At 64.1% G+C, this 23,981-nt stretch carries 18 protein-coding genes; 7 read left to right on the top strand and 11 right to left on the bottom strand.

The genetic code is table 11. The features are described 5' to 3' along the window. Positions 1 to 102 precede the first annotated feature (102 nt). From J0A90_RS06430 to J0A90_RS06410, 5 genes are all read left to right on the top strand, one after another. Positions 103 to 1,440: a dicarboxylate/amino acid:cation symporter gene (locus tag J0A90_RS06430; RefSeq protein ID WP_207032582.1), complete on the top strand. Its 1,338-nt coding sequence runs from the start codon at positions 103 to 105 to the stop codon at positions 1,438 to 1,440. A gap of 50 nt (positions 1,441 to 1,490) precedes the next feature. After that, positions 1,491 to 2,672: an N-methyl-L-tryptophan oxidase gene (gene solA / locus J0A90_RS06425; protein WP_207032580.1), complete on the top strand. Its 1,182-nt coding sequence runs from the start codon at positions 1,491 to 1,493 to the stop codon at positions 2,670 to 2,672. After that, positions 2,669 to 3,151 carry a nucleoside deaminase gene (locus J0A90_RS06420; RefSeq protein ID WP_207032578.1) on the top strand — a complete coding sequence of 161 codons (483 nt, stop codon included), beginning with the start codon at positions 2,669 to 2,671 and terminating at the stop codon, positions 3,149 to 3,151. The genes solA and J0A90_RS06420 overlap by 4 nt, the downstream gene beginning before the upstream one ends. A 615-nt stretch (positions 3,152 to 3,766) precedes the next feature. Continuing rightward, positions 3,767 to 4,186, top strand: coding sequence for a transcriptional regulator (locus tag J0A90_RS06415; RefSeq protein WP_207032576.1), 420 nt, complete (start codon positions 3,767 to 3,769; stop codon positions 4,184 to 4,186). Positions 4,187 to 4,475: 289 nt separating this feature from the next. Then, positions 4,476 to 5,939, top strand: coding sequence for a catalase (locus tag J0A90_RS06410; protein WP_207032572.1), 1,464 nt, complete (start codon positions 4,476 to 4,478; stop codon positions 5,937 to 5,939). A 318-nt stretch (positions 5,940 to 6,257) separates the two neighbouring features. On the opposite strand, the gene J0A90_RS06405 is transcribed toward J0A90_RS06410, so the two are convergent. From J0A90_RS06405 to J0A90_RS06360, 10 genes are all read right to left on the bottom strand, one after another. Next, complete coding sequence (locus tag J0A90_RS06405; RefSeq protein ID WP_207032571.1) at positions 6,258 to 7,211, bottom strand: ABC transporter permease; 954 nt, start codon at positions 7,209 to 7,211, stop codon at positions 6,258 to 6,260. Further along, on the bottom strand, positions 7,201 to 8,181 hold the full coding sequence (locus tag J0A90_RS06400) for an ABC transporter ATP-binding protein (protein WP_207032570.1): 981 nt from the start codon (positions 8,179 to 8,181) through the stop codon (positions 7,201 to 7,203). The genes J0A90_RS06405 and J0A90_RS06400 overlap by 11 nt, the downstream gene beginning before the upstream one ends. Continuing rightward, positions 8,178 to 9,263 (bottom strand): NEW3 domain-containing protein, encoded by a 1,086-nt coding sequence (locus J0A90_RS06395; protein ID WP_207032568.1) that lies wholly within the window; start codon positions 9,261 to 9,263, stop codon positions 8,178 to 8,180. The genes J0A90_RS06400 and J0A90_RS06395 overlap by 4 nt, the downstream gene beginning before the upstream one ends. Positions 9,264 to 9,826: 563 nt before the next feature. Then, the gene (locus J0A90_RS06390; protein ID WP_233076552.1) at positions 9,827 to 11,479 is read right to left on the bottom strand and encodes a methyl-accepting chemotaxis protein; all 1,653 of its coding nucleotides are present in this window, start codon (positions 11,477 to 11,479) and stop codon (positions 9,827 to 9,829) included. Positions 11,480 to 11,779: 300 nt separating this feature from the next. Continuing rightward, positions 11,780 to 13,420: a methyl-accepting chemotaxis protein gene (locus tag J0A90_RS06385; RefSeq protein ID WP_233076550.1), complete on the bottom strand. Its 1,641-nt coding sequence runs from the start codon at positions 13,418 to 13,420 to the stop codon at positions 11,780 to 11,782. 270 nt (positions 13,421 to 13,690) lie between these two features. Next, entirely contained in the window at positions 13,691 to 15,247 is a 1,557-nt protein-coding gene (locus J0A90_RS06380) for a methyl-accepting chemotaxis protein (protein ID WP_233076548.1), read from the bottom strand. Positions 15,248 to 15,699: 452 nt separating this feature from the next. After that, positions 15,700 to 17,331 carry a methyl-accepting chemotaxis protein gene (locus J0A90_RS06375; protein WP_233076546.1) on the bottom strand — a complete coding sequence of 544 codons (1,632 nt, stop codon included), beginning with the start codon at positions 17,329 to 17,331 and terminating at the stop codon, positions 15,700 to 15,702. A 334-nt stretch (positions 17,332 to 17,665) separates the two neighbouring features. Further along, positions 17,666 to 18,778, bottom strand: a complete 1,113-nt coding sequence (locus tag J0A90_RS06370) for a nucleoid-associated protein (RefSeq protein WP_207032556.1) — start codon at positions 18,776 to 18,778, stop codon at positions 17,666 to 17,668. 74 nt (positions 18,779 to 18,852) lie between these two features. Beyond that, positions 18,853 to 19,614 (bottom strand): ABC transporter permease, encoded by a 762-nt coding sequence (locus J0A90_RS06365; protein ID WP_035470535.1) that lies wholly within the window; start codon positions 19,612 to 19,614, stop codon positions 18,853 to 18,855. Further along, positions 19,611 to 20,612 (bottom strand): ABC transporter ATP-binding protein, encoded by a 1,002-nt coding sequence (locus J0A90_RS06360; protein ID WP_207032550.1) that lies wholly within the window; start codon positions 20,610 to 20,612, stop codon positions 19,611 to 19,613. Before J0A90_RS06360 ends, J0A90_RS06365 begins: the two co-directional genes overlap by 4 nt. 212 nt (positions 20,613 to 20,824) lie before the next feature. Between J0A90_RS06360 and J0A90_RS06355 the strand changes: the two genes are divergently transcribed. Further along, positions 20,825 to 21,439 (top strand): YSC84-related protein, encoded by a 615-nt coding sequence (locus tag J0A90_RS06355; protein ID WP_207032547.1) that lies wholly within the window; start codon positions 20,825 to 20,827, stop codon positions 21,437 to 21,439. Positions 21,440 to 21,535: 96 nt separating this feature from the next. Here J0A90_RS06355 and J0A90_RS06350 read toward each other — a convergent pair whose 3' ends face one another. Further along, the gene (locus tag J0A90_RS06350; RefSeq protein WP_207032537.1) at positions 21,536 to 22,264 is read right to left on the bottom strand and encodes a YebC/PmpR family DNA-binding transcriptional regulator; all 729 of its coding nucleotides are present in this window, start codon (positions 22,262 to 22,264) and stop codon (positions 21,536 to 21,538) included. Between the two features lie 245 nt (positions 22,265 to 22,509). On the opposite strand from J0A90_RS06350, the gene dbpA reads away from it, so the two are divergent. After that, positions 22,510 to 23,925 (top strand): ATP-dependent RNA helicase DbpA, encoded by a 1,416-nt coding sequence (dbpA, locus tag J0A90_RS06345; RefSeq protein WP_233076544.1) that lies wholly within the window; start codon positions 22,510 to 22,512, stop codon positions 23,923 to 23,925. The last annotated feature ends 56 nt before the right edge of the window (positions 23,926 to 23,981 follow it).

Raw genomic sequence — 23,981 nt, 5'->3', positions numbered from 1 at the left:
ATACGTCGATAATGTATCCATTCGGTCAGCGGCCTGGATGTCGCGCGCCGCTGCGCTCCGCCTCTCGCGGGACGCTCGTCATTCCACCATCAAGGCTTGCTCATGAAGTCACTCTTTCGCTCCTATCTCGATGCTTCTCTGATTCTGCGTGTCACCATAGCCCTGGTGCTGGGCCTGGTTGCCGGCCTGCTGGGCGGCGAGACCCTGGCCGCCTGGGTGGCGCCGCTGGGCGATCTGCTGCTGCGTCTGCTCAAGTTCCTGATCGTCCCCATCGTGCTGTTCACGCTGATCGTGGGGATCAATCAGGCCGAACTTGGGCGGCTCGGGCGCATGGGCGGCAAGGTGTTCGTCTACTACGTGGTGACCTCGGCGCTGGCGATCGTGGTCGGGCTGGCCGTCGCCTCGCTGCTCTCGCCGGGCAGCGGCATGACCCTCGATGACAGTGCCAGTGTCGCGGTTCCGGAGAACCCCGGCATCGTCAGCGTGCTGCTGTCGATCGTGCCCAGCAATATCGTCGCCGCGCTGGCGGAGCCCAATCTGCTGGGGATCATCTTCACCGCCTTCGTGTTCGGGATCGCGCTGCTCAAGCTGCGCCAGCGCGGGGCGGCTTTCAAGGACGCGGCCCTCGAGGACGCGGCCCAGGCCGACGGCGATGGTCGTTCAGATGAAAAGCCCCGGGCCGATGAAAAGACCCAGGGCGAGCTGGCGGAGAAGCTCTATGGCGTGATCGAAGGGCTCAACGCGGTGACCATGAAGGTGATGGCCGGGGTGCTGCAGTTCGTGCCGATCGGGGTCTTCGCCATCGTCACCGGCACCGTGGCCAAGCAGGGGTTGGGGACGATTCTCTCCCTCGGCAGCATGGTGCTGGTGCTCTACCTGGCACTGGCCGTGCACCTGCTGCTCTACTGCGTGCTGATGAAGAGTTTTGGGGTGCGTCTCGGGGCCTTCTTCCGCGAGGCGCGTACGCCGATGGCGACCGCCTTCGCCACCCAGAGCAGCAGCGGTACGCTGCCACTGACGCTCAACGCGGCGCAGCGCCTGGGGCTGCCGCGCAGTCTCTATGCCTTCAGCCTGCCGCTGGGGGCGACCGTCAACATGGACGGCGCCGCGATCCGTATCGCGATCTCGGCGGTGTTCGCCGCCAACGTGGCGGGTATCCCGCTCGATCTCACCAGCATGCTCGAGATCGTGCTGATCGGCACCCTGACCTCGATCGGTACCGCCGGGGTGCCGGGGGCGGGTATCGTGATGATCGCCACGGTGTTCGCCCAGGTCGGCCTGCCGATCGAGACGGTGGCGCTGCTGACCTCGATCGATGCGCTGGTGGGCATGGGCTGCACCGCGCTAAACGTCACCGGTGACCTGACCGGCAGTGCGATCATCGCGCGTAGCGAAGCGCGCTCGAGCGACGCGGCGGTGGCTCAGGAGTCGGCGGCCTGACGTCGGCTAGGCCCACGCCGTCCCCCGGTTGTGAAAGGACAAGATAAGGCATGACACAGGTGACACACTCGGAGCTGCTGATCATCGGTGGCGGCAGTATGGGGCTGGCGGCGGCCGATCATCTGGCCGCCAGCGGGGTGGAGTCGGTACAGGTGCTGGATGCCCACGACCCGCCCCACGATCAAGGCGCCCATCATGGCGAGACGCGGCTGATCCGGCTCGCCTATGGCGAAGGCGGTGGCTACGTGGCGCTGGCCCAGCGTGCCTGGGCGGGCTGGCGGCGGCTCGAGCGCGAGACCGGCGAGTCGCTGCTGTTGCCGACCGGGGTACTCAACCTCGGCCCGGCGACCGCGCCCTTCATGCGTCAGGTCGCGGCCAGCGCGCGCGACCACGGGCTGCCGCTGGAGCAGTTCGACGGCCCCGGGGTGGCGCAGCGGTGGCCAGGCTGGCGCGGCGGTCGTGGGGCGCTGAGCGAGACCCATGTCGGCGCCTTCGAGGCGCGTGCCGGGGTGCTGCGGGTCGAGCGTATCCTCGCCTGCTGGCGCCAGCGTCTCGCGCGTCAAACCGGCGTGGCCCTGGCCACCGGCGCACGGGTGGTCGCCCTCGAGGCGCTGCCGGCGGGTGGGTACCTGGCTCGCTGTGCCGATGGCCGCTGCTTCGGCGCCCGGCGCGTGCTGGCGGCCTGCGGCCAGCACCTGGCCGGGCTGTTGGCGCCGCTGGGGGTGGCGCTGCCGCTGACACGGGTGCGCAAGACCTTCGCCTGGTACGCCGCGGATGCGTGCTATCACCGTGAGCGCTTTCCGGGCTTCAGCCTCACCGATGATGCGCTGGGCATCTATTACGGTTTTCCCGATATCGACGGTGCCGGATTCAAGATCGGCCGTCATGACGCGGGCCAGCCGCTGGCGCCGGGAGAGCCGCTGCTGGCGTTCGGCGAGCATCCGGATGACGTCCCCGAGCTGGCGCAGGTGATCGCGCGCTATCTGCCCGGCGTCGGGGCGCTGCGCCGCGGCGCCGTATGTCAGTACATTCGGACTCCCGACGAGCACTTCCTGATCGACGAGCCGCTACCGGGGCTGGTGGTCGCTGGCGGTTTCTCCGGCCACGGCTTCAAGTTCGCGAGCGTGATGGGCGAAGTGCTCGGCGAGTGGCTATCACGCGGCACGCGGGCGCCCGAACTCGCCGCCTTCGGGCTGGCACGCTTTTCCATCCCCAGTGAGGAGAACGCATGAGTGATAGTGATATAGACCAGGCGCGCTTCCTGGCGCGCGCGGTGGCCTTGGCCGAGGCTGCGCTGGAGGCCGGCGACGAGCCCTTCGGCAGTGTGCTGGTGAGTGACGCCGGCGAGATATTGGCCGAGGATCGCAATCGCATCTCCGGCGGCGATGCCACCCGCCATCCGGAGTTCGCTCTGGCGCGCTGGGCGGCGGAGAATCTCTCCCCCGAAGCGCGCGTCGCGGCTACCGTCTACACCTCCGGCGAGCACTGCCCGATGTGCGCCGCGGCGCACGGCTGGGTGGGGTTGGGGCGGATCGTCTACGCCAGTTCGGCAGCGCAGCTGATGACGTGGCTCGGCGAGCTGGGCCAGGCGGTGCCACCGGTGGCGCCGCTGCCGATCACCGCGGTGGTCCCCGGGCTCCAAGTCGAGGGGCCCGTGGCCGGGTTCGACCAGCAGGTACGTGCGCTGCATCGGCGTCGTCACGGCCACTGACGGCCATGCTTTTTCTCGGGCCGGCGATCTGCCTGCCCTATACGACTGAAGTCATTCCTTCCTGCGGCCGATGAGCCTTAATGGCCTATCGGTTCTTCAGCCTGGCGATCTGTGGGCTCGCTCCCGGCCTTTTCGTGAGTCGTCCAGATCTCGATGAAGGTGACCTGATGGTGATATCGCGTGGAGCTTTGTCAGCGATACGCCGCCACTCTGTCAGCAATACGCCAGCACTCTGTCAGCGATACGCCAGAACTCTGTCAGCGATACGCCAGCACTGTTTCGATCGTTGTGCTGCCAACTCTCCCGCTGATGCTTGCGACGAAGTCGCGGATTTGTGGTGTCTACGTTAAATCTCTCTAAGCTGACGAACGCGTCACGCCGCACCTTCACCTGCAACCAAGACTGACCGGCGCTGGATGAGCGCATGCCGTATCGGGGGACGCTGTGACAGAACAAACCTTCGTCGCGGTGAGAACGCTCTCGCATCGCAGTCACGGTGCATCAGTGGGCGCCGGGCAGCGCGCCTATGAGCCGTATCTTCGTTTAATCGACACTTTAATGACTGGTTAAACAGGGATGCAACTGAATTTTAATTAATGGTTCAAGTTATCTCACATGGATGAAAAGACCTTGTTTGCCGAGCGCTTGAAAGCGGCACTGATCTCGGCTGGGTACGAGCCACGCCCCTCGGTGCTGGAGCGGGAGTTCAATCTGCGCTACTGGGGCTCGCCGATGACGTTCCAGGGCGTCAGGCGATGGCTACGCGGTGAGTCGATCCCTGCCCAGGACAAGCTTCAGGTGCTGGCAGGGTGGCTCGGGTTGGAGCCGCACTATCTGCGCTACGGCGCCCGAGCCTGCGATGGCTCGCAGCCGCCCCAGGCGACCTGGGCGATCGCAGTCGGCGGCGAGGAGGACGAGGTGCTGCGGGTCTACCGCGGTTTGCCTGACGAGCAGCGTCAGCTCCTGCGTCAGGTCATTCTCACCTTTGCCCGCGCCAGCGGCCTGGAACCGGACCTTTCAGAGCTGTCGTCCTGAGCGCGTCGATCGTCGCTTGATCACGCCCGGCGTATCGCCCGGTAGCTGGTCTCGCCGGTGCTGGCATCAGCAGCGCTGGCATCAAAAATGCCGGCATCGACAGTCGGCATTGGACAGTCCGGCGCGTGGGGTTCTATACCTTCAAGCTGTCCCCGTTTGGTATCGCCCTGATATCGCCACGACTGTTTCCTGGTCCTGACCCAGAGTCCGTGGTCGAGTCGAGGGCCCACGGCGGAGATGTGAGGCGACGCGATCATCGCGTCGCCGCGTCGAACAGGGAGAGATCAACGTGACCAGCGACAACCGCAAGCCGACGACGACGGATGCCGGCATCCCCGTCTCGAGCGAAGAGAATGCGCTCTCGGTGGGCCCGGATGGCCCCATCGTCATGCATGATCATTATCTGATGGAGCAGATGGCGGCGTTCAACCGTGAGATGATCCCGGACCGTCAGCCCCACGCCAAGGGCGGCGGCGCCTTCGGTCACTTCGAGGTGACCCAGGATGTCAGCCGCTACACCAAGGCCAAGTTTCTGCAGCCGGGCAAGAAGACCGACATGGTGGCGCGTTTTTCCACCGTGGCGGGGGAGAGCGGTAGCCCGGATACCTGGCGCGACCCGCGCGGCTTCGCGCTGAAGTTCTATACCGAGGAAGGCAACTTCGACATGGTGGGTAACAATACCCCCGTGTTCTTCGTACGCGATCCGATGAAGTTCCAGCACTTCATTCACTCGCAGAAACGCCGTGCCGACAACGGCCTGCGCGACCACGACATGCAGTGGGATTTCTGGACCCTGGCGCCAGAATCGGCCCACCAGGTGACCTGGCTGATGGGTGACCGCGGCGTTCCCGCCACCTGGCGCCACATGAACGGCTACTCCAGCCATACCTACATGTGGGTCAACGCCGAAGGCGAGCGCTTCTGGGTCAAGTATCACTTCAAGACCGACCAGGGCATCAAGTGCATGACCCAGGAGCAGGCGGATCAGATGGCCGGCAGCGATGCCGACTACCACCGTCGCGATCTGTTCGAGGCGATCAAGCGCGGCGACTACCCGACCTGGACCCTGCACGTGCAGGTGATGCCGTTCGAGGAGGCCAAGGATTACCACATCAACCCGTTCGACCTGACCAAGGTCTGGCCACACAGCGACTATCCGCTGATCGAAGTCGGCAAGATGACGCTCGACCAGAATCCGACCGATTTCCACAGCGAGATCGAACAGGCTGCCTTCGAGCCCAACAACATGGTCCCGGGTACCGGGCTATCGCCGGACAAGATGCTGCTGGCGCGTTCGATCTCCTACGCCGATGCCCACCGCGCCCGGCTGGGGGTCAACTACAAGCACATTCCGGTCAATACGCCGCGCTGCCCTGTGCACAGCTACAGCAAGGGCGGCGCCATGCGCATGCACAACGCCAGCGACCCGGTCTACGCCCCCAACAGCAAGGGCGGTGCCAAGGCCGATCCGCAGCGCTACCCGGAAGATGCGGTGTGGTCCGCCGACGGGGAGTTCGTGCGCACGGCCTATACGTTGCGCCCGGCCGATGACGACTGGAGTCAGGCCAACGACCTGGTCAACAAGGTGATGGACGACGCCGCGCGTGATCGTCTCGTCGACAATATCGTCGGCCATGTCTCCAACGGGGTCGAAGAGCCGGTACTGTCGCGGGTGTTCGAGTACTGGAAGAATGTCGATGCCAAGATCGGCGAGCGCGTGGAGGCGGGCGTGAAGGCCAATCGCGGGCGTTGACCCTGCACTGATGCGCTCGCCGGGGGCACAATGCGAGTAGCCCTGCCTGACGAGATCGACCAACCGCCAATCCGTGGGGCGGTTCATTCAACCGTCGCCCAAGACTCGAGTCCTTTACTGTGTGGGGCTCGGGTCTTCTGGTGTCATGCTGCCAGTGCGGCGATGCCGCCAGTAGCCTCACGTATCGTCGTGTCGTCATATCGAGAGTTCATGAAAGGCACCCCGAGGGTTGGTTCGAATGTCCAACTGTCGGGGGGCCGTACATCGACAATGGCGAAAGCGCATCGACAATGATGAAAGCGTCTATGCCGTGCACGTCTAGGCGCGAATCTCACGCCGCTGAAAAACCAAATAGCCCAGCGCAAACAGCAGCACGGTAGCGGCAATCAGGCTGACCAACTGTGGCCAGATCACCAGCAGACTCTGTGCCAGCGGCAGTGGGCTACCCGGTATCGCCCCCTCTAGTTGCGCCATGAACACCGGCCCCAAGGTGCGTACCGAAGGGTTCAGGAGCGCCGTCACGGTTTCCCCGTAGAGCGTGTTGGGAGAGAGACGTGCCAGTGCGTGGGCCAGGTTCAACTGCGCCAACTGCTCCTGCGGTAGACCGTAGCGAATGGGCTCCAAGGCCTGGGCCAGAAACTGCGATGCCAATGGCCACAGCACCACCAGCAACAGCCAGAGTCCCAGCGATGCCATGGCCGATGTGGTCGCCTGGCGAAACACGATCGAGAAGAACATCGCCGCCGCCAGCCACACGCCGCCGTAGAACAGCGTGGCGACCAGGAACCAGAGCCCACGGGCGACCGCTTCGGCACTCGGTGGCAAGCCCAAAAACAGGATGCCCAGCCCGGTGATCAGCAACCATAGCGCGACCAGCACCATGGCCAGCGTCCCCATGCCCGCCATCAGCTTGCCGGTCAGCAACGCATCACGATAGATCGGCTGTGAAAGGATGCGACTCAGCGTGCCCCGATTCTGTTCGCCATTGACTGCATCGAACCCCAGCCCGATCGCAATCAGCGGAACGAAGAAGGTCAAGAAGGAGACGAACGAGGGCAGCGGTGCCTGCGCCGTGGTGAACAGGGCGAGGAACGCGAAGGAGCTCTCGGCTACGGTCGCCTTGAGCTGCTCGCCGGCAGTGTAAGCGGCACCGATGGCGGCGATCACCACCAGGATCTCGAGAATCACCATTCGCGTCGACGAGAGGTGATCCGCGAGCTCCTTGGCGGCGACGGCTGCTAGACCGGTCCAGGGGGAACCTTCACGTTGCATTGCTGGCCTCCTCGAAATAGCGCTGATAGATCTCCTCCAGTCCGGGTCGGTGCAGCGTGACGCCGTGCACGTCACCCCCTGCATCGATGACCCGACGCACCAGACGGCTGCGCAAGTCACCCTGCGTCTCGATCCGAAAGCCGTTGCCGGTCGGAGTGACGCGCTGTACGCCTGCGAGGCCTAGCAGTGACGCCTGCAGCGCCTCTGCCTGAGTGGCGGGAAGCCCGATATCGAGATCGACCCGCTGGGTCACCCCCAGCACCTCGTCAGCAAGCTCGGCGACGCTGCCGCACATCGCCATGCGCCCGCGATGGAACAGCCCCACCCGATCACAGACCGTCTGGACCTTTGCCAGCAGATGCGATGACAGCAGGATCGTCATGCCTTCCTGTTTGAGATCACGGATCGTCGCCAGAAACCAGGTCGCAGCCTCCGGATCGAGCCCCAGCGTGGGCTCGTCGAGAATCGCCACCTGCGGCTCCTTAAGCAGCAGCTCGGCCAGGCCGAGACGCTGACGCATGCCGCGGGAATAGGCCGCTACCCGTCGATCGGCGGCTTCCGTCAGCCCGACCCGCTCGAGCACTCGCGTGATCGGCGCGCGTGCCGCACGGCGTGACCATCCCATCAGCGAAGCGCTGTAGCCCAGGTTCTCGCGCCCGCTCATGTCGTCGTAGAAGCCCACGGTGTCGGGCAGGTAGCCGACCCGACGCTTGACCGACAGCGGCCGCCGCCGTGGATCGAGACCGACGACCGAGATATCGCCACCACTGGGCTCGGTGAGGCCGAGCAGCATCAGTATCGTGGTGGTCTTGCCCGCACCGTTAGGGCCCAGCAGGCCGAAGATCTCGCCTTCGGCGATGTCGAGATCGAGCGCCTCCACGGCAATGTGAGGCCCATAGCGCTTGCTCAGCGCACGGGTCCGGATGACCGGAATGTCGGTCGCATCGAGATGTCTTGGGGATGCGTTCATCGGCGGCCGAACCTCATCACGGCAAAGCCCACCACCAGCAGCGCGGCCAGCACGATGAGCACCCCGACCATGCCCCACATCGTGGAGGTCGACACGGTGGCTCGATAGTCGGCACTGGCTGTGGCAGCGCCCTGGTCGGCACGCGCGTCGAAGCCGACCATGAAATCACCGGCCAGGGACTTGTCTGAAGGCGACAGGGTGGCATTGATCTTGGCTCGGTCTCCGGGCGCCAGGGTATCGATGGTGTCCGGTACAAGCTTGACCTGCCAGTGCTGGGGCGCCTCGGCGCTCAGTTTCACGTTGTGCGCCGGTGCACTGCCGGTATTCGTCAGTACCCACTGCATACTGGTCTGCTCGCCGGCGTAGACCGACCCGGAGAGCTGGCCGCTGGGCGTGCTCAGGGTCAGGCGGGGAGAACCGCTAACGACCGCTTGCAGGTCGACACTGGCGTTCAACTCGCCGGCAGTGGCATGCACCTTGATCGGGTAGGTGGCAGCGGCCATATGTGGCGGCATGTGCACCTTGACGTCCAGTTGCTTCGACTCACCCGCCTTCAACGGCAGGCTGGTGATGCTTTCGGCGCCGTATTGTGGCGAAAAATCGACCTGGAAGTCCTCGGGGGCATCCGCCGACAGGTTGACGTCGACAGCGTGGAGACTCTTGTTATCGAGTGTCAGGTGGTAGGTGAAGTCGGTGGAAGCCGACCCCTTGAGCGTCGGCAAGGTCGCGCTCATGTCTAGCGCCGCCGGCGGTGTCTTGTCGAAGGTGAGCGTCAGCGGCAACGTCGAACGATGTCCGCCTTCGCCGTTGGCGACCAGCCGCAACGCATAGCTGTGCTGCTCCTTGGCGTCCTTGCCCGGCTCGACCACCAGCGTCGCCGTGCGGCTGGCATCGTGGCCGACGAATACCGAGCCGATATCGCGATCGTCGCCCATGAAATGGGCTTTCCACCCCGGCGGCAGTTGATCGACGCTAAGTTGCACCGCCTGCGGGTCGAGACCGGCGTTGTCGATCTCGAGAGGAATGTCGATGGTGTCTTTCAGCCCCAGTGCCTGTTCCGGATAGGGGGTCGACAGTGTCAAACCGACGTAATCATCGTGCCCCTGAGCGAGCGCCACTGCCGCGACACACCACAATGCGATCCCAATCCACCAACGCAACCTGACCATAACGATTCGACTCCTGTGACTGGCTGGCAGACACCGAATCCGCCAGCCGGTGAATAGACGGTGACGTTAAACCAGTGGTGTGACATCGATTGTCACCGGGAGTTTCATCGTGTAACTCTTGGCCGTGCCCACGGCACCCGGCTGGCGCCAGGTTCTGCCTGCAGCGGCGACGAATAGCGGCTGGATCGAAGCGCGTACCCAGGGCGGGAGTCGGTGACAGCGCAGATCGGGCCGGCATGCCAGCAGACTCGCTCGCGCTCTCGATGGGAATATGGCGGTTTCGTCTTCGTGCAAAAAACCACAAAGGCCTGAGCCCTTTTCGTTATGGGACTCAGGCCTTGGGCGCCTGCTGAATGGACCGTCTGCTGAATGAACCGCCTGCTGAATGAACCCCTGTTATGGAGGGAGCGGTTCATGGATGCGTCCGTTGTCTCTGACGTCTAGTTCTGGCTTATCGCCTAGATGCCAATGCAGCGTCAGAAGCTGCTCCACTCCTCGACTTCCGCCGACGCTTGGCGCGATGACTGTCGCGAGACCTGGCGCGTGGCCGGTTTCGCCTGAGGTTGTGGAGCGCTCAGTGCGGCAGTGGCGCTGCCGATGGCGCGCTGGGCAGCCTTCCGAGAGCCATCGTCATAGCCACGGAAGAAGCTGATCTCCTGGGCTAGCTGTTCAGCCTGAGATTGCAGATGGGAGGTCACGGTGGTCGACTCCTCGACCAGCGTGGCGTTCTGCTGGGTCACGCTGTCCATTTCGCCCACCGCCAGGTTGATCTGCTGGATACCGGTGGACTGCTCGCGGCTGGCGACGGCGATCTCGGACACCAGGTCGGTGACCTTCTCTACGTTGGTGACGATCTGCGCCAGGGTCTCACCGGAGCGATTGACCAGCTCCGAGCCGCGCGCCACGCGCTGGGCGCTCTCGGAGACCAACTGCTTGATCTCGCCGGCGGCGTCGGCGCTGCGGCTGGCGAGCTGACGCACTTCCTGGGCGACCACGGCGAAGCCGCGGCCCTGTTCGCCGGCACGTGCTGCCTCCACCGAGGCGTTGAGGGCGAGCAGGTTGGTCTGGAAAGCGATCTCGTCGATCATGCCGATGATGTTGGAGATCTCCTTGCTGGAGGCGTCGATCTCGCGCATGGCGCCGATCGCCTCGTCGACCACTTCACCGCCTTGCTTGGCCTGGGTGCTCACTTCGCTGGCGAGGGTATCGGCCTGGCCGGCGTTGTCGGCGTTCTGGCTGACGGTGTTGGTGATCTGCTCCAGGGCCGAGGCGGTCTCCTGCAGGCTGGCGGCCTGCTCCTGGGTACGCTGGCTCAGGTTTCCGTTGCTCGCGGCCAGTTCACCGGAGATCGACTCCACGTTACGGGCGTTCTGCGCCACCTCGCGGATGACCCCGGTGAGCTTGTCACGCATGGCGGCCATGGCGTCCAGCATACGCCCGAACTCGTCGCGGTAGCGGGCGTCGAGCCGCACGCCCAGGTTGCCCTCGGCCAGCGCGGTGGAGAAATCGGTGGCTTCCTTCAGCGGGCGCAGGATGCCGCGGGCCAGCCACCAGCCGATGGCGATGGCGATCAACAAGGCCACTAGAATGGCGGCGATGATGATCGTGCGGCCGGTCTGGTAGTTATCCAAGCTCTGCTGATAGCGTGTCAGGGTCTCTTTGCGGGAAGCGTCATAGAGTGCGGCGATCGGTGCGTAGAGATTGGCGTAGCTCTGACGTATCTCGCTTTCCGAGGGATTCCCGCCACCCATTAAATTTTGCTGATGCTTCAGCGCCTGGATGAAATTTTCCGCCTGCTGGCGCTGCTCATCGTTGGAGATCAGCTTGGGGTAATAACGGTTCCAGGCGGCCATACCGCGCTCGCGGTTAGCCTCTACATCACGATGCTGCTCGGCCGAGAGTTCCTGGCGACGGGACACTGCGAATATCGTGCGGTTGTCGCTGATCGTTGCTCTAAGCGTGGATAGCTCGATCATCGACTGCACGTTTCTCTCGACGATCGAGCGCATCGACTCCTGCGTTTGGCTGTTGCTGATAACGCCTTGGACGCCGATCGCGATCAACAGCGCGATCAATACGCCCAGTGCCACGACGAGCCTGGCCTTTACGCTTCTTCCTATGACTGACATGCATGATCACTCGCTGGGGTATTGCCGTCCATGGGCCTCACCAACATGGCCGATGGGACGGTCCGCCTACAACTATCGGCGGATAGCGAGATAGATTGAATTAGGCTATTAGCGTTCGGTTTCTCGTGAAACCAAAGAGAGTCCTGGCGTCACGGCTGGCGGTCTGTGTGCGCACTCGATGCGCTGACAGTCAGGGCATATCGTCGGGGCCCGATCCTCCGGCAAGGTGGCTGCCGGAGGATCGGTTTTACCCATTGGCGCATCGGATAAGCGGGGAGCGATGCGCCGGTGACGCGAGCGTCAGAAGCTGCTCCACTCCTCGACTTCCTCGGAGGTCTTACGCGGCGGTTGACGCTCGGCGGTTGCCGGCTGGCGCTGCGGAGCAGCCAGGCTGGCGGTGCCTCTGTCGGTGGTGCGTTTCGCAGGGTGGTGGGCACCATCATCGTAGCCGCGGAAGAAGCGCACCTCTTGGGCCAGCAGTTCGGCCTGAGACTGCAGATTCGAGGTCACGGTGGTCGACTCCTCGACCAGAGTGGCGTTCTGCTGGGTCACGCTGTCCATTTCGCCCACCGCCAGGTTGATCTGCTGGATGCCGGTGGACTGCTCGCGGCTGGCCACGGCGATCTCGGACACCAGGTCGGTGACCTTCTCGACGTTGGTGACGATCTGCGCCAGGGTCTCACCGGAGCGATTGACCAGCTCGGAGCCACGGGCCACGCGCTGGGCGCTCTCGGAGACCAGCTGCTTGATCTCGCCGGCGGCGTCGGCGCTGCGGCTGGCGAGCTGGCGCACTTCCTGGGCGACCACGGCGAAGCCGCGGCCCTGTTCGCCGGCACGCGCGGCCTCGACCGAGGCGTTGAGGGCGAGCAGATTGGTCTGGAAGGCGATCTCGTCGATCATGCCGATGATGTTGGAGATCTCCTTGCTGGAGGCGTCGATCTCGCGCATGGCGCCGATCGCCTCGTCGACCACTTCACCGCCTTGCTTGGCCTGGGTGCTCACTTCGCTGGCGAGGGTATCGGCTTGGCCGGCGTTGTCGGCGTTCTGGCTGACGGTGTTGGTGATCTGCTCCAGGGCCGAGGCGGTTTCCTGCAGGCTGGCGGCCTGCTCCTGGGTACGTTGGCTCAGGTTTTCGTTGCTCGCGGCCAGTTCACCGGAGATCGACTCCACGTTACGGGCGTTCTGCGCCACCTCGCGGATGACCCCGGTGAGCTTGTCACGCATGGCGGCCATGGCATCTAGCATGCGCCCGAACTCGTCGCGGTAGCGGGTGCTCAGGCGTACGCCCAGGTTGCCCTCGGCCAGCGCGGTGGAGAAATCGGTGGCTTCCTGAAGCGGGCGCAGGATGCCGCGTGCCAGCCACCAGCCGATGGCGATGGCGATCAACAGGGCCACGAGAATGGCGGCGATGATGATCGTGCGGCTGGTCTGATAGTCCGCCACGCTCTGCTGATAGCTCGCCATCGTTTCTTCGCGTGCCGAGCGATAGAGCTGGGTGATGGTGCCGTAGAGGCCCGCGTAGCCGGCGTCGATCTGCGCATCGCTGGCGTTGCCACTGTCGAGCAGGTTGCGCAGCGCCTGGCGCTGCTGGACGTAAGTAGCGGCCAGCTCGCGCTCGGCGTCGGTGGAGATCAGTGTGGGTGAATAACGGTCCCAGGCGTCATCGGCACGCTGACGGTTCTTCTCGATCTCCTGGCGCTGGGCGTCGGAGAACGTGTTGCCTTTGACCTTGCCGAAGAGGGTGCGGTTATCGCCGGTGGCGCTTCGCACCGTGGAGAGTTCGATCATCGCCTGGACGTTCTCGTCGACGATCGAGCGCATCGCCTCCTGGGTCTGGCGGTTGCTGAGCACGCCCTGTACGCCGACCGCGATCAAGAGTGCAATCAATATGCTCAACGCCAAGACCAGTCGGGCCTTGACGCTCTTTGCGATTATTGACATCTGTGCTTCCTCGCTAGTGTAGTGCCTTCCTTGGGTCGCCATGTCGATACTGCACATGGCACGGTCCATCCATGAATATCGGCGAGCCGTGAGAGAGGTTGAGCGAAATTCGCAGGATTCGATTTTTTTCGTGAGTTTGTGTGCTTTATTCGTAACGTTCTTGGGGCTCGGGTTGCGCTAGGGATCGGCAGATGGCGCCGGTAGGTGGCGGCGCCGGGGTTGTTGAGGCCAGGTTGTTGAAGCCACTTTGTTGAGGCCAAGTTGTTGAGGCTACGTCGCCGGTGAGGCAAGGCGAGCGTGCATGCCTTGCGAATGCCCAGAGGCTTCTTCGAAGCCATGGAAGAAGCTCACCCCCTGGGTCAGTTGCTCGGCCTGGGCCTGGAGGCTGGAGGTCACCGTGGTCGACTCCTCGACCAGAGTGGCGTTCTGCTGGGTCACGCTGTCCATTTCGCCCACTGCCAGGTTGATCTGCTGGATACCGGTGGACTGCTCGCGGCTGGCGACGGCGATTTCGGACACCAGATCGGTGACCTTCTCCACGTTGGTGACGATCTGCGCCAGAGTCTCGCCGGAGCGATTGAACAGCTCGGAGCCGCGGGCCACGCGCTGGGCGCTTTCTGAGACCAGCTGCTTGATCTCGCCGGCGGCGTCGGCGCTGCGGCTGGCAAGCTGACGCACTTCCTGGGCGACCACGGCGAAGCCGCGGCCCTGTTCGCCGGCACGCGCGGCCTCGACCGAGGCGTTGAGGGCGAGCAGGTTGGTCTGAAAGGCGATCTCGTCGATCATGCCGATGATATTGGAGATCTTTTTACTGGAGGCATCGATCTCGCGCATGGCGACGATCGCCTCGTCGACCACTTCACCGCCTTGCTTGGCCTGGGTGCTCACCTCGCTGGCGAGGGTATCGGCCTGGCCGGCGTTGTCGGCGTTCTGGCTGACGGTGTTGGTGATCTGCTCCAGCGCCGAGGCGGTCTCCTGCAGGCTGGCGGCCTGCTCCTGGGTACGCTGGCTCAGGTTTTCGTTGCTCGCGGCCAGTTCACCGGAGATCGACGCTACCGTGCGTGCGTTGTGCGAGACGTCACGGATTACCTCGGTGAGCTTGTCACGCATGGTGGCCATGGCATCCAGCAGGCGCCCGAACTCATCCCGGTAGCGGGTACTCAGGCGCACGCCCAGATCGCCCTCGGCCAGCGCGGTGGAGAAGTCGGTGGCTTCCTTCAGCGGGCGCAGTATGCCGCGGGCCAGCCACCAGCCGATGGCGATGGCGATCAACAGGGCGACCAGAATGGCGGCGATGATGATCGTGCGGCTGGTCCGATAGTCCACCAGGCTCTGCTGATAGTTTGCCAGCGTCGCCTTGCGTGACGAGAGATAGAGCTGAGTGATGGTCTTGTAGAGGTCGGTGTAAACCGTGTTGATCTGGGTATCGCTGGCGTGGTCGCTGTCGACCAGTTGGCGCAGGTCTTGCAGTTGCTGAACGAAGACTTTCGCGTTCTGGCGCTGCTCATCGCTGGAGATCAGTTCAGGAGAGTAGCGATTCCAGGCATCATCGACGAGTTTGCGATTCTTCTCGATCTCCTGGCGCTGGGCGTTGGAAAAAACGTTGCCTTTGACCCTGGCGAAGAGGGCACGGTTGTCGCCAGTGGCGCCCCGTATCGTGGAGAGTTCTATCATCGCTTGCACATTGTCATCGACGATCGCGCGTATGGCTTGCTGGGTCTGGTGGTTGCTCACGATTCCCTGTACGCCGATGGCGACCAGCAGGAGGATGATCAGGCCCAGCGCCAGACAAAGGCGGGCTTTTACGCTATGTAGCGCACTTCTCATTTTCTCTTTCCTATATAAGTAATCTGACGGAAGGAAATACGCGGCAGGCCTCGCAGTGCCGCGAAAAGCCTATCGGCCGTATTCAATTATTGTTGAGCATTTATTTAATAAAGGTGTCTTATCTAAATTAGAGATACCATTAAAATTGTTGGTTTAATTATATTTAAATAATCATATTTTAATATATTAACTTTTTTTGGTGGGGCAGAAGCATGCCTAGATTGACGACACGTCTCACTGGCGACGACGAATGGCATGCGCGGAGCGCATAGACAATGTGAGGGCAAAGGACGAGGTGGAGAGGGGTAGATGAGGAATAGGTGAAGAGGAGGAATAGGTGAAGGGGAGGAATAGGTGAAGGGGGAGATGCAGCGAGGCGGAGGCGAAAGAGCGACGAGGAGGCCAGCGTATCCTCCATCGTTGGGGGATACGCTGGCGTGAAAGCGCGAGTGTCAGAAGCTGCTCCACTCCTCCACTTCCTGGGTGGGCTGGCGGCGCTGTGGCTGGGAATGGCGCTGTGGCTGACGCGGCTGCGTGGCCGGTGAGGCAAGGCTGGGGCGCACGCCGCGCGGCTGCGCTTGGCCTGCTTCGAAGCCGCGGAAGAAGCTGATTTCCTGCGCCAGCATTTCGGCCTGATTCTGCAAGGTGCCGGTGACGGTAGTCGACTCTTCGACCAGGGTAGCGTTCTGCTGGGTCACGCTGTCCATCTCGCCCACCGCCAGGTTGATCTGCTGGATACCGGTGGACTGTTCGCGGCTGGCGACGGCGATCTCGGACACCAGGTCGGTGACCTTCTCGACGTTGGTGACGATCTGCGCCAGGGTCTCACCGGAGCGATTGACCAGCTCGGAGCCGCGGGCCACGCGCTGAGCGCTCTCGGAGACCAACTGCTTGATCTCGCCGGCGGCGTCGGCGCTGCGGCTGGCGAGCTGGCGTACTTCCTGGGCGACCACGGCGAAGCCGCGGCCCTGTTCGCCGGCACGCGCGGCCTCGACCGAGGCGTTGAGGGCGAGCAGGTTGGTCTGGAAGGCGATCTCGTCGATCATGCCGATAATATTGGAGATCTTCTTGCTGGAGGCGTCGATCTCGCGCATGGCGCCGATCGCCTCGTCGACCACTTCACCGCCTTGCTTGGCCTGGGTGCTGACTTCGCTGGCTAGGGTATCGGCCTGACCGGCGTTGTCGGCGTTCTGGCTGACGGTGTTGGTGATCTGCTCCAGGGCCGAGGCGGTTTCCTGCAGGCTGGCGGCCTGCTCCTGGGTACGCTGGCTCAGGTTCTCGTTGCTCGCGGCCAGTTCGGCGGAGATCGACTCCACGGTGCGTGCATTGTTCGCCACCTCGCGGATCACGCCGGTGAGCTTGTCACGCATGGCGGCCATGGCGTCCAGCATGCGCCCGAACTCGTCGCGGTAGCGGGCGTCGAGGCGCACGCCCAGGTTGCCCTCGGCCAGGGCGGCGGAGAAGCCGGTGGCTTCCTTTAGCGGGCGCAGGATGCCGCGTGCCAGCCACCATCCGATGGCGATCGCCAGCAGCAGGCTGATACCGATGGCCGCGAAGACCACGTAAAGGCTGGTGCGGTAGTCCGCCACACTCTTCTGATACTCGGACAGCGTCGTTTCGCGTGCCAGGCGGTAGAGCTCGGTCACGACCTTGTAGATCTCGGTATAGGCGGCGTCGATTTCGGTTTCCGCGGCGCCGCCATCCACCAGTTGGCGCAGCTTGGTCAAGGTGTCGAGGTATTCGCGCGATAGTTTCTGCTCTATCTCGGTGGTGGCGAGTTCCGGGTAGTAGTGCCCCCAGGCTTCATCGGCACGCTGACGGTTATCGGTGATCGCCTGGCGCTGGGCCGGTGTCGGCTCGGCGCTGCCGATCTTGCCAAAGATGGTGCGATTGTCGGCAATCGCGGCTCTGACCGTCGCGAGCGTGATCATCGTCTGGGTGTTGTCTTCGACGATACTCTGCATGGCCTGATGAGTCTGGCGGTTGCTCATGATCCCCTGCACGCCGATCGCGACCAGCAGCAGGATGATCAACCCCAATCCCATGCATAGCCGGCCCTTGACGCTGTGTAGCGCACTTCTCATGTTCGTTCCCCCGAGTGGATACGCTTCTAGGTTTTGTCCTGGACGTCGGTAGGCAGCACGTGGCATGACACTGCTGCTTAAGGCGTATATCGGCGGAATGTAATTATGGTTTAAGACAACTTTAATTAAGTAGTTTGCGAATCATTGCTCGCGCCATCGATCGCGGTGGAGAACTGACGACCCTAAGGCTCAGCGCGATAAACGAGCAGGGGCAGGCGCTGCCGGCCGGCTTGGCAGGAAGGAGAGCAGGGGGATAACTGGGGAGTGCGAGAGAGTTGCGCCACAAGGCCCGGCGGGTCGCCGGGCCAGGAAGGGGCTTCGGGCTTTCGTACCGTTACTGACCGCGCTGCTTGATCTGATCCTTCAGCTGTCCCGGGATCTGCTTGATGATCAGGCGCTCGCGCTCTTCGTCATACTCGATGCTGTTGCCCAGCAAGTGCGAGTCGAAGCTGATCGAGACGCCGGTGGCACGGCCGGTGAAGCGCTTGAACTGCTGCAGCGTGCGCTTGTCCGGCGGAATCTCGGCGGCCAGCCCGTAGTCCTGATTGCGGATGTAGTCGTAGAACGCCTTGGGCTGGCTCTCGTCGACCAGCTCGGAAAGCTCGTCCAGGGTGATCGGCTCACCGCGCTTGGCCTGGGCGTTGGCGTAGTCGATCAGGGTGGTGGTCTTCTCGCGGCTGGCCTCCTCGTTGAGGTCTTCGTGCTCGACGTAGTCGCTGAAGGCCTTGAGCAGGTTGCGGGTCTCGGCGCTGGCATCGACCCCTTCACGGCAGCCGAGCCACTCGCGGAAGGCTTCGCCGGTCTTCTTGCTGCCGCGGTCCTGCACATGGGCGATGTACTGACGCGACTCGCCGCGCTGCCACTGAGTCAGATCGATACGCGCCGCCAGCATCAGCTGGCCGAGATTGAGCTGGTCGACTTCGACCACCTGGCCTTGCGCATCGAAGCCGTAGCCGTGGCGCTGGTGCAGCAGCGCCACGGTCAGAAACTCCGTCTCGCCCTGGCGATTGTGCACGCACCAGAGCTGGCCGCCGACGGAGAGCTGGGCGTCGACCAGCGCCAGCAGATCCTGCGCCGCCTGGGTGGTGAAGTCGGTGAAGTTCAGCTCGCCGCGACGATAGCGTGTCAATTCGGCGGCGAAGCGCGAGGGCGGCATCGGCGCGGCCTCAGGGGTCGCCTGAGCACCGACCTGGGCGTCGGGCGTGAACGGGGGCGCCTCGCTCTCCTGTGTCCCAGACGCGTCGTCCTCGTCGCTGGCATCGGCTGCCGTCTGGGGGTCTGAAAAGTGTCCCCACGCCTTGGGCTTGGCGTGAAAGCTCTGGTTCAGCGCGGCCAGCAGCGATTCCGCGGCGTCGCCGGCGGGCAGCGCTTCGCCGGCGGTGAGGGTTGCAGGGCTGTCGTCGCCACGCTTGTCGATGCGGTGGGCGCAGGCTTGCAGTATGGGCATGGGAACCTCGACGCGGTGGATGACACGCCCCGGCGCCGCAGTGGCAGCGCCGGGGGCGGATTGGGTTCAGTCGCTCACGGACGCAGCCGGTAGCCGGTGCGGAAGATCCAGTTGACCACCGCCAGGCTGACGGCCAGGAACACGAACACCATGATCAGGCTCGCCGTCACGCTGACGTCGCTGATGCCGTAGAAGCTCCAGCGGAAACCGCTGACCAGATAGACCACCGGATTGGCCAGGGTGACCGCTTGCCATACCTCGGGAAGCATGTCGATCGAGTAGAAGCTGCCACCGAGGAAGGTCAGCGGGGTGATGATCAGCAGCGGCACCAGCTGCAGCTTCTCGAAGCTGTCCGCCCAGATGCCGATGATGAAGCCGAGCAGGCTGAAGGTGATCGCGGTGAGCACCAGAAACAGCAGCATCATGAACGGATGCAGAATGTGCAGGTCGACGAAGAAATTCGCCGTGCCCAGGATCACCAGCCCCAATACCGCCGACTTCGAGGCGGCGGCGCCGACATAGCCGAGCACGATCTCGAAGTACGAGATCGGTGCCGACATCACCTCGTAGATGGTGCCGGTGAACTTGGGGAAGAAGATGCCGAAGGAGGCGTTGGAGACGCTCTGGGTGAGCAGCATCAGCATGATCAGCCCGGGCACGATGAAGGCCCCGTAGCTGACCCCTTCGACTTCCTGGATACGCGAACCGATCGCGGCCCCGAAGACGACGAAATAGAGCGACGTGGAGATGACCGGGGATACCAGGCTCTGCAGCAGGGTACGGCCGGCCCGGGCCATCTCGAAACAGTAGATGGCGCGTACGGCTTGGAGATTCATTGGCGCTCTCTGACCAGGTTGACGAAGATCTCTTCCAGCGAACTCTGCTTGGTATGCAGATCCTTGAAGCGAATGCCGGCGGCTTCGATATCGTTGAGCAGGGTGCTGATCGGTACCTGCCCCTGGGCATTCGGGTCGCTGGCATCGTAGGTGTAGACCAGCACGCTGCCCGCTTCGTCCAGCGAAAGCGGGTAGTGCGAAAGCGCCGGCGGCACGCTGGCCAGCGGCTGCTGTAGCTGCAGGGTGAGCTGCTTGCTGCCGAGCTGGCGCATCAGCGCCTGTTTTTCCCGTACCAGCACGATCTCGCCGCGGTTGATGACGCCGATGCGGTCGGCCATCTCCTCGGCTTCCTCGATGTAGTGGGTGGTGAGAATGATGGTGACGCCGCTGGCGCGCAGCTCGCGGACCACCTCCCACATGTCGCGGCGCAGCGCCACGTCGACCCCGGCGGTGGGCTCGTCGAGGAACAGGATCTCGGGCTCGTGGGCCAGCGCCTTGGCGATCAGTACGCGGCGTTTCATGCCGCCGGAGAGCGTGATCAGCTTGTTCTTGCGCTTGTCCCAGAGCGACAGCGACTTCAGCACCCGTTCGATATGGGCGTCATCGGCCTTGCGCCCGAACAGGCCGCGGCTGAAGCGTACCGTGTTCCATACGGTCTCGAAGGCGTCGCTGGTCAGCTCCTGCGGTACCAGGCCGATCTTGGCGCGGGCGGCGCGGTAGGCGCTGACGTTGTCGTGGCCGTCCACCTTGACTTGGCCGGTACTGGCGTTGACCAGGCCGCAGATGATGCTGATCAGGGTGGTCTTGCCGGCGCCGTTGGGGCCGAGCAGGGCGAAGATTTCGCCACGTCGGATCTTGAGATCGATCTGCTTGAGCGCTTCGAAACCGGAGTCGTAGCGCTTGGAGAGCCCGGTGATCTCGATCACCGGCGCGGGCTCGGCGGCGGGCGCGCTAGTGGCCGCGGCCGGGGATGACGCTGTGGCTGTGGGGTGACTCATGAGTGGCAACATCGTGGCGTGAAAGGTGACCATTGTAGGCGAAAACACGCCTGGGCTGGACCCGTGCACGCGAGCCGACCGGCAGATGCAGACAGGCGCAATGGGCAGCGGTCGTCTATAACAACACTGTCACATCACGCCCAAGCGCCGGCGCCCTTGACGGCAAGGCCCATGCGCGAGCCGCTCGCATCATCAAGCCAGGAGGCTTATCCATGCCACGCTCCACACCCCGTTTCATGTCGCTTTCGACTCTCACCAGCCGCACCAGCGTGCTGCTGCTCGCCGCCATGCTCGGCACTACGCTGCTCTCGGCGTGTACCACCACCACACCACAGGATCGCGAGAGCCAGCGCGCCGAGCGTCGCCAACTCGATCAGGACGTGAGCAACACCCTCGACCGGCTCTATCGTGTGGCGCCGCAGTCGCGTTCGCTGGTGGACCAGGCCAAGGGCGTGCTGGTGTTCCCCGGCGTGCTCGGCGCCAGCTTCATCGTCGGCGCCAGCCACGGCGAAGGGGAGTTGCTCATCGATGGCGCCAAGGCCGGCTACTACACCACCACCAGTGGCTCGATCGGCTTCCAGGCCGGTGCCCAGTCCCAGGCGGTGGTCTATCTGCTGATGACCGACAAGGCGCTCAACCGCGTGCGTAGCGACAACGACTGGTCGGTGGGTGCCAGTGCCGGGGTGGCGGTAGCGGATATCGGCGCCAATGGCCAGATCACCAACAACACCGCCAATCAGGAGGTGATCGCCTTCGTCATGAACAACCAGGGGCTGCAGGGCGGCGTCTCGCTCAACGGCGCCAAGATCTCCAAAGAGCGCCCGTAATGCACTGAGCCGGCGCCATGTCCCGCGCCCGCCGCTTAGTCGGCGGGGGCTGGGGTCATGGCGCCGGCTCGGATCGGCGCCCTAGAGACGTGCGGCTCAGGCGTCTTCGGGCAGCTCGGCGTTGTGATACACGTTCTGCACATCGTCGAGATCGTTGAGCATGTCGATGAAACGCTCGAATTGGGCGACGTCGTCGCCTTCCAGCGGCGTGGTCGTCTGCGGCAGGAACTGGATCTCGTCGGCCTCGAAGTCGATCTCGCCGAAGGCGTCGAGCAGCGCCTGCTTGGCCTTGGCGTACTCGGTATGCGGGGCGAACACGGTGATCCGGCCCGCTTCGCTCTCGATGTCGGTGACATCGACATCGGCTTCCATCAGCGCTTCGAGCACCGCTTCCTCGTCATCGCCGGCAAAGGCGAAGATCGCGCAGTGATCGAACATGTGGCTGACCGTGCCCTGGGTGCCGATCTTGGCCTTGTTCTTGGTGAAGCAGCCGCGCACGTCACCGTAGGTGCGGTTGGGGTTGTCGGTCAGGCAGTCGACGATGACCATGCAGTTGCCCGGGCCGAAACCTTCGTAGCGCGCGGTGGAGAAGTCCTCGCCACCGGCCCCGGAGGCCTTGTCGAGCGCCTTGTCGATGACGTGAGAGGGCACCTGATCCTTCTTGGCCTTCTCGATCAGGCCGCGCAGGGTCAGGTTGCCGTTGGGGTCGGTCCCGCCCGACTTGGCGCAGACGTAAATCTCGCGGCCATACTTGCTGTACACCTTGGTCTTGGCGGCGGCCGTCTTGGCCATGGATTCCTTGCGGTTCTGGAAGGCCCTTCCCATCAGTCACACCTATCAGGTTGTCTACGAACAGGTTGTCTAAGATCAGCTTGTCTACGATGGCGGCGATTTTACTCAACCTGGCGGGGATGTTGCAGGTTTATTTACGCTTTAGTAAGCGTCACGCAGCGGGATACCGACGCGCCGCGGAGGTCTCTGGTATCCTGCCGCCCTTCGATGACCGCCATTGCGCGGCGCCACACGCGGCGGGAAGGCCGCGATTCGCCACCTTCACAGGAATTCCGCTCGTGCCCGACACCGCGACCTCCACCGACTTCAGCACGCTGGCGCTGAACCCGGCGCTCAAGCACAACCTTGACTCGCTGGGCTACCACACCATGACGCCGATTCAGGCGCTGGCGCTGCCGCCGATCCTCGCCGGGCGCGACGTGATCGGCCAGGGGCGCACCGGCTCCGGCAAGACCGCTGCCTTCGGACTCGGCCTGCTCCAGGCGCTCGATGTCGCGCGCTTCGAGGTGCAGGCGCTGGTGCTCTGCCCGACCCGCGAGCTGGCCGATCAGGTCGCCGAGGAGCTGCGCCGGCTGGCGCGGCAGCTGGCCAACGTCAAGATCCTGACCCTGTGCGGTGGGACGCCGATGGGCCCGCAGCTCAACTCGCTGGCCCACGGCGCGCACGTGGTGGTGGGCACGCCGGGCCGGCTCGAAGCGCACCTGCGCAAGGGCACGCTCGATCTGAGTGCGCTGCGCGTGCTGGTGCTCGACGAAGCCGACCGCATGCTCGACATGGGCTTTCAGGAGGCGCTGGAGACGATCGTCGCCGCCACGCCGCGTTCACGCCAGACGCTGCTGTTCAGCGCCACCTACGCCGACGCCGTGCGCCCGGTCGCCGAGCGCATGCTGCGCGACCCGGTCAGCCTGAGCGTGCCCGAGACCCACGGCCGGGAGAGTATCCACCAGCACTTCCACCGGGTCGCCGACGACGCCGCACGGCTGCCGGCGCTGATGCGTCTGCTGCGCCACTATCGGCCACGCTCGAGCATCGTCTTCTGCAATACCCGCCAGGAGACCGAGAGCGTGGCGCAGGCGCTGGCGCAGGCGGGTTTCAGCGCCGAGGCGCTACACGGCGAGCGCGACCAGCGCGAGCGCGACCGCCTGTTGATCCGCTTTGCCCAGGGCAGCCTGTCGATCCTGGTCGCCACCGACGTGGCGGCGCGTGGTCTGGATATCGACGCCCTCGATGCGGTATTCAACTACCAACTGGCGCGGGAGCTCGAATCCCACGTGCACCGGGTCGGGCGCACCGGCCGCGCCGGCGAGCAGGGCACGGCCTGCACCCTGGTGAGCGAGCACGAAACCTATCGTCTGGAGCGGCTGGCGGAGCTGCTCGCCGAGCCGCCCGAATTCGAGCCGCTGCCCGCGGGCGGCGACGAAACGCCGTTCCAGCCGGCCATGGCCACGCTCGAGATCGACGCCGGCAAGCAGCAGAAGATCCGCCCCGGCGATATCCTCGGTGCCCTGACCCGCGGCGGCGACGCCGAGGGCATCGAGGGCGGCCGGGTCGGCAAGATCAAGGTGACCGATCGCGCCGCCTTCGTCGCGGTGGAGCGGGAGATCGCGCGCCAGGCCCTGGCGGTGTTGAATGCCGGCAAGTTGAAAGGGCGGCGCTGCCGTGCTCGTCTGGTGGTCGCTGGCGATGATCGATAGCTACTAATGATCGATAGCTACTAATGATCGATAGCTACTAATGATCGATAGCTACT

This window comes from Salinicola sp. DM10 (genome assembly GCF_017306975.2).
GTDB lineage: Bacteria > Pseudomonadota > Gammaproteobacteria > Pseudomonadales > Halomonadaceae > Salinicola.
The sequence above is the reverse complement of the archived record's forward strand: the minus strand, read 5'-3'. Positions and strand labels throughout refer to the sequence as shown.

Bases quoted from the DNA above. Each gene is read 5' to 3' on its own strand.
- J0A90_RS06420 (WP_207032578.1), top strand. From the start codon at position 2,669: ATGAGTGATAGTGATATAGACCAGGCGCGCTTCCTGGCGCGCGCGGTG.
- J0A90_RS06415 (WP_207032576.1), top strand. From the start codon at position 3,767: ATGGATGAAAAGACCTTGTTTGCCGAGCGCTTGAAAGCGGCACTGATC.
- J0A90_RS06405 (WP_207032571.1), bottom strand. From the start codon at position 7,211: ATGCAACGTGAAGGTTCCCCCTGGACCGGTCTAGCAGCCGTCGCCGCC.
- J0A90_RS06385 (WP_233076550.1), bottom strand. From the start codon at position 13,420: ATGTCAATAATCGCAAAGAGCGTCAAGGCCCGACTGGTCTTGGCGTTG.
- J0A90_RS06430 (WP_207032582.1), top strand. From the start codon at position 103: ATGAAGTCACTCTTTCGCTCCTATCTCGATGCTTCTCTGATTCTGCGT.
- J0A90_RS06360 (WP_207032550.1), bottom strand. From the start codon at position 20,612: ATGAGTCACCCCACAGCCACAGCGTCATCCCCGGCCGCGGCCACTAGC.
- J0A90_RS06375 (WP_233076546.1), bottom strand. From the start codon at position 17,331: ATGAGAAGTGCGCTACACAGCGTCAAGGGCCGGCTATGCATGGGATTG.
- solA (WP_207032580.1), top strand. From the start codon at position 1,491: ATGACACAGGTGACACACTCGGAGCTGCTGATCATCGGTGGCGGCAGT.
- J0A90_RS06365 (WP_035470535.1), bottom strand. From the start codon at position 19,614: ATGAATCTCCAAGCCGTACGCGCCATCTACTGTTTCGAGATGGCCCGG.
- J0A90_RS06355 (WP_207032547.1), top strand. From the start codon at position 20,825: ATGCCACGCTCCACACCCCGTTTCATGTCGCTTTCGACTCTCACCAGC.
- J0A90_RS06350 (WP_207032537.1), bottom strand. From the start codon at position 22,264: ATGGGAAGGGCCTTCCAGAACCGCAAGGAATCCATGGCCAAGACGGCC.
- J0A90_RS06400 (WP_207032570.1), bottom strand. From the start codon at position 8,181: ATGAACGCATCCCCAAGACATCTCGATGCGACCGACATTCCGGTCATC.
- J0A90_RS06390 (WP_233076552.1), bottom strand. From the start codon at position 11,479: ATGTCAGTCATAGGAAGAAGCGTAAAGGCCAGGCTCGTCGTGGCACTG.
- J0A90_RS06380 (WP_233076548.1), bottom strand. From the start codon at position 15,247: ATGAGAAGTGCGCTACATAGCGTAAAAGCCCGCCTTTGTCTGGCGCTG.
- J0A90_RS06370 (WP_207032556.1), bottom strand. From the start codon at position 18,778: ATGCCCATACTGCAAGCCTGCGCCCACCGCATCGACAAGCGTGGCGAC.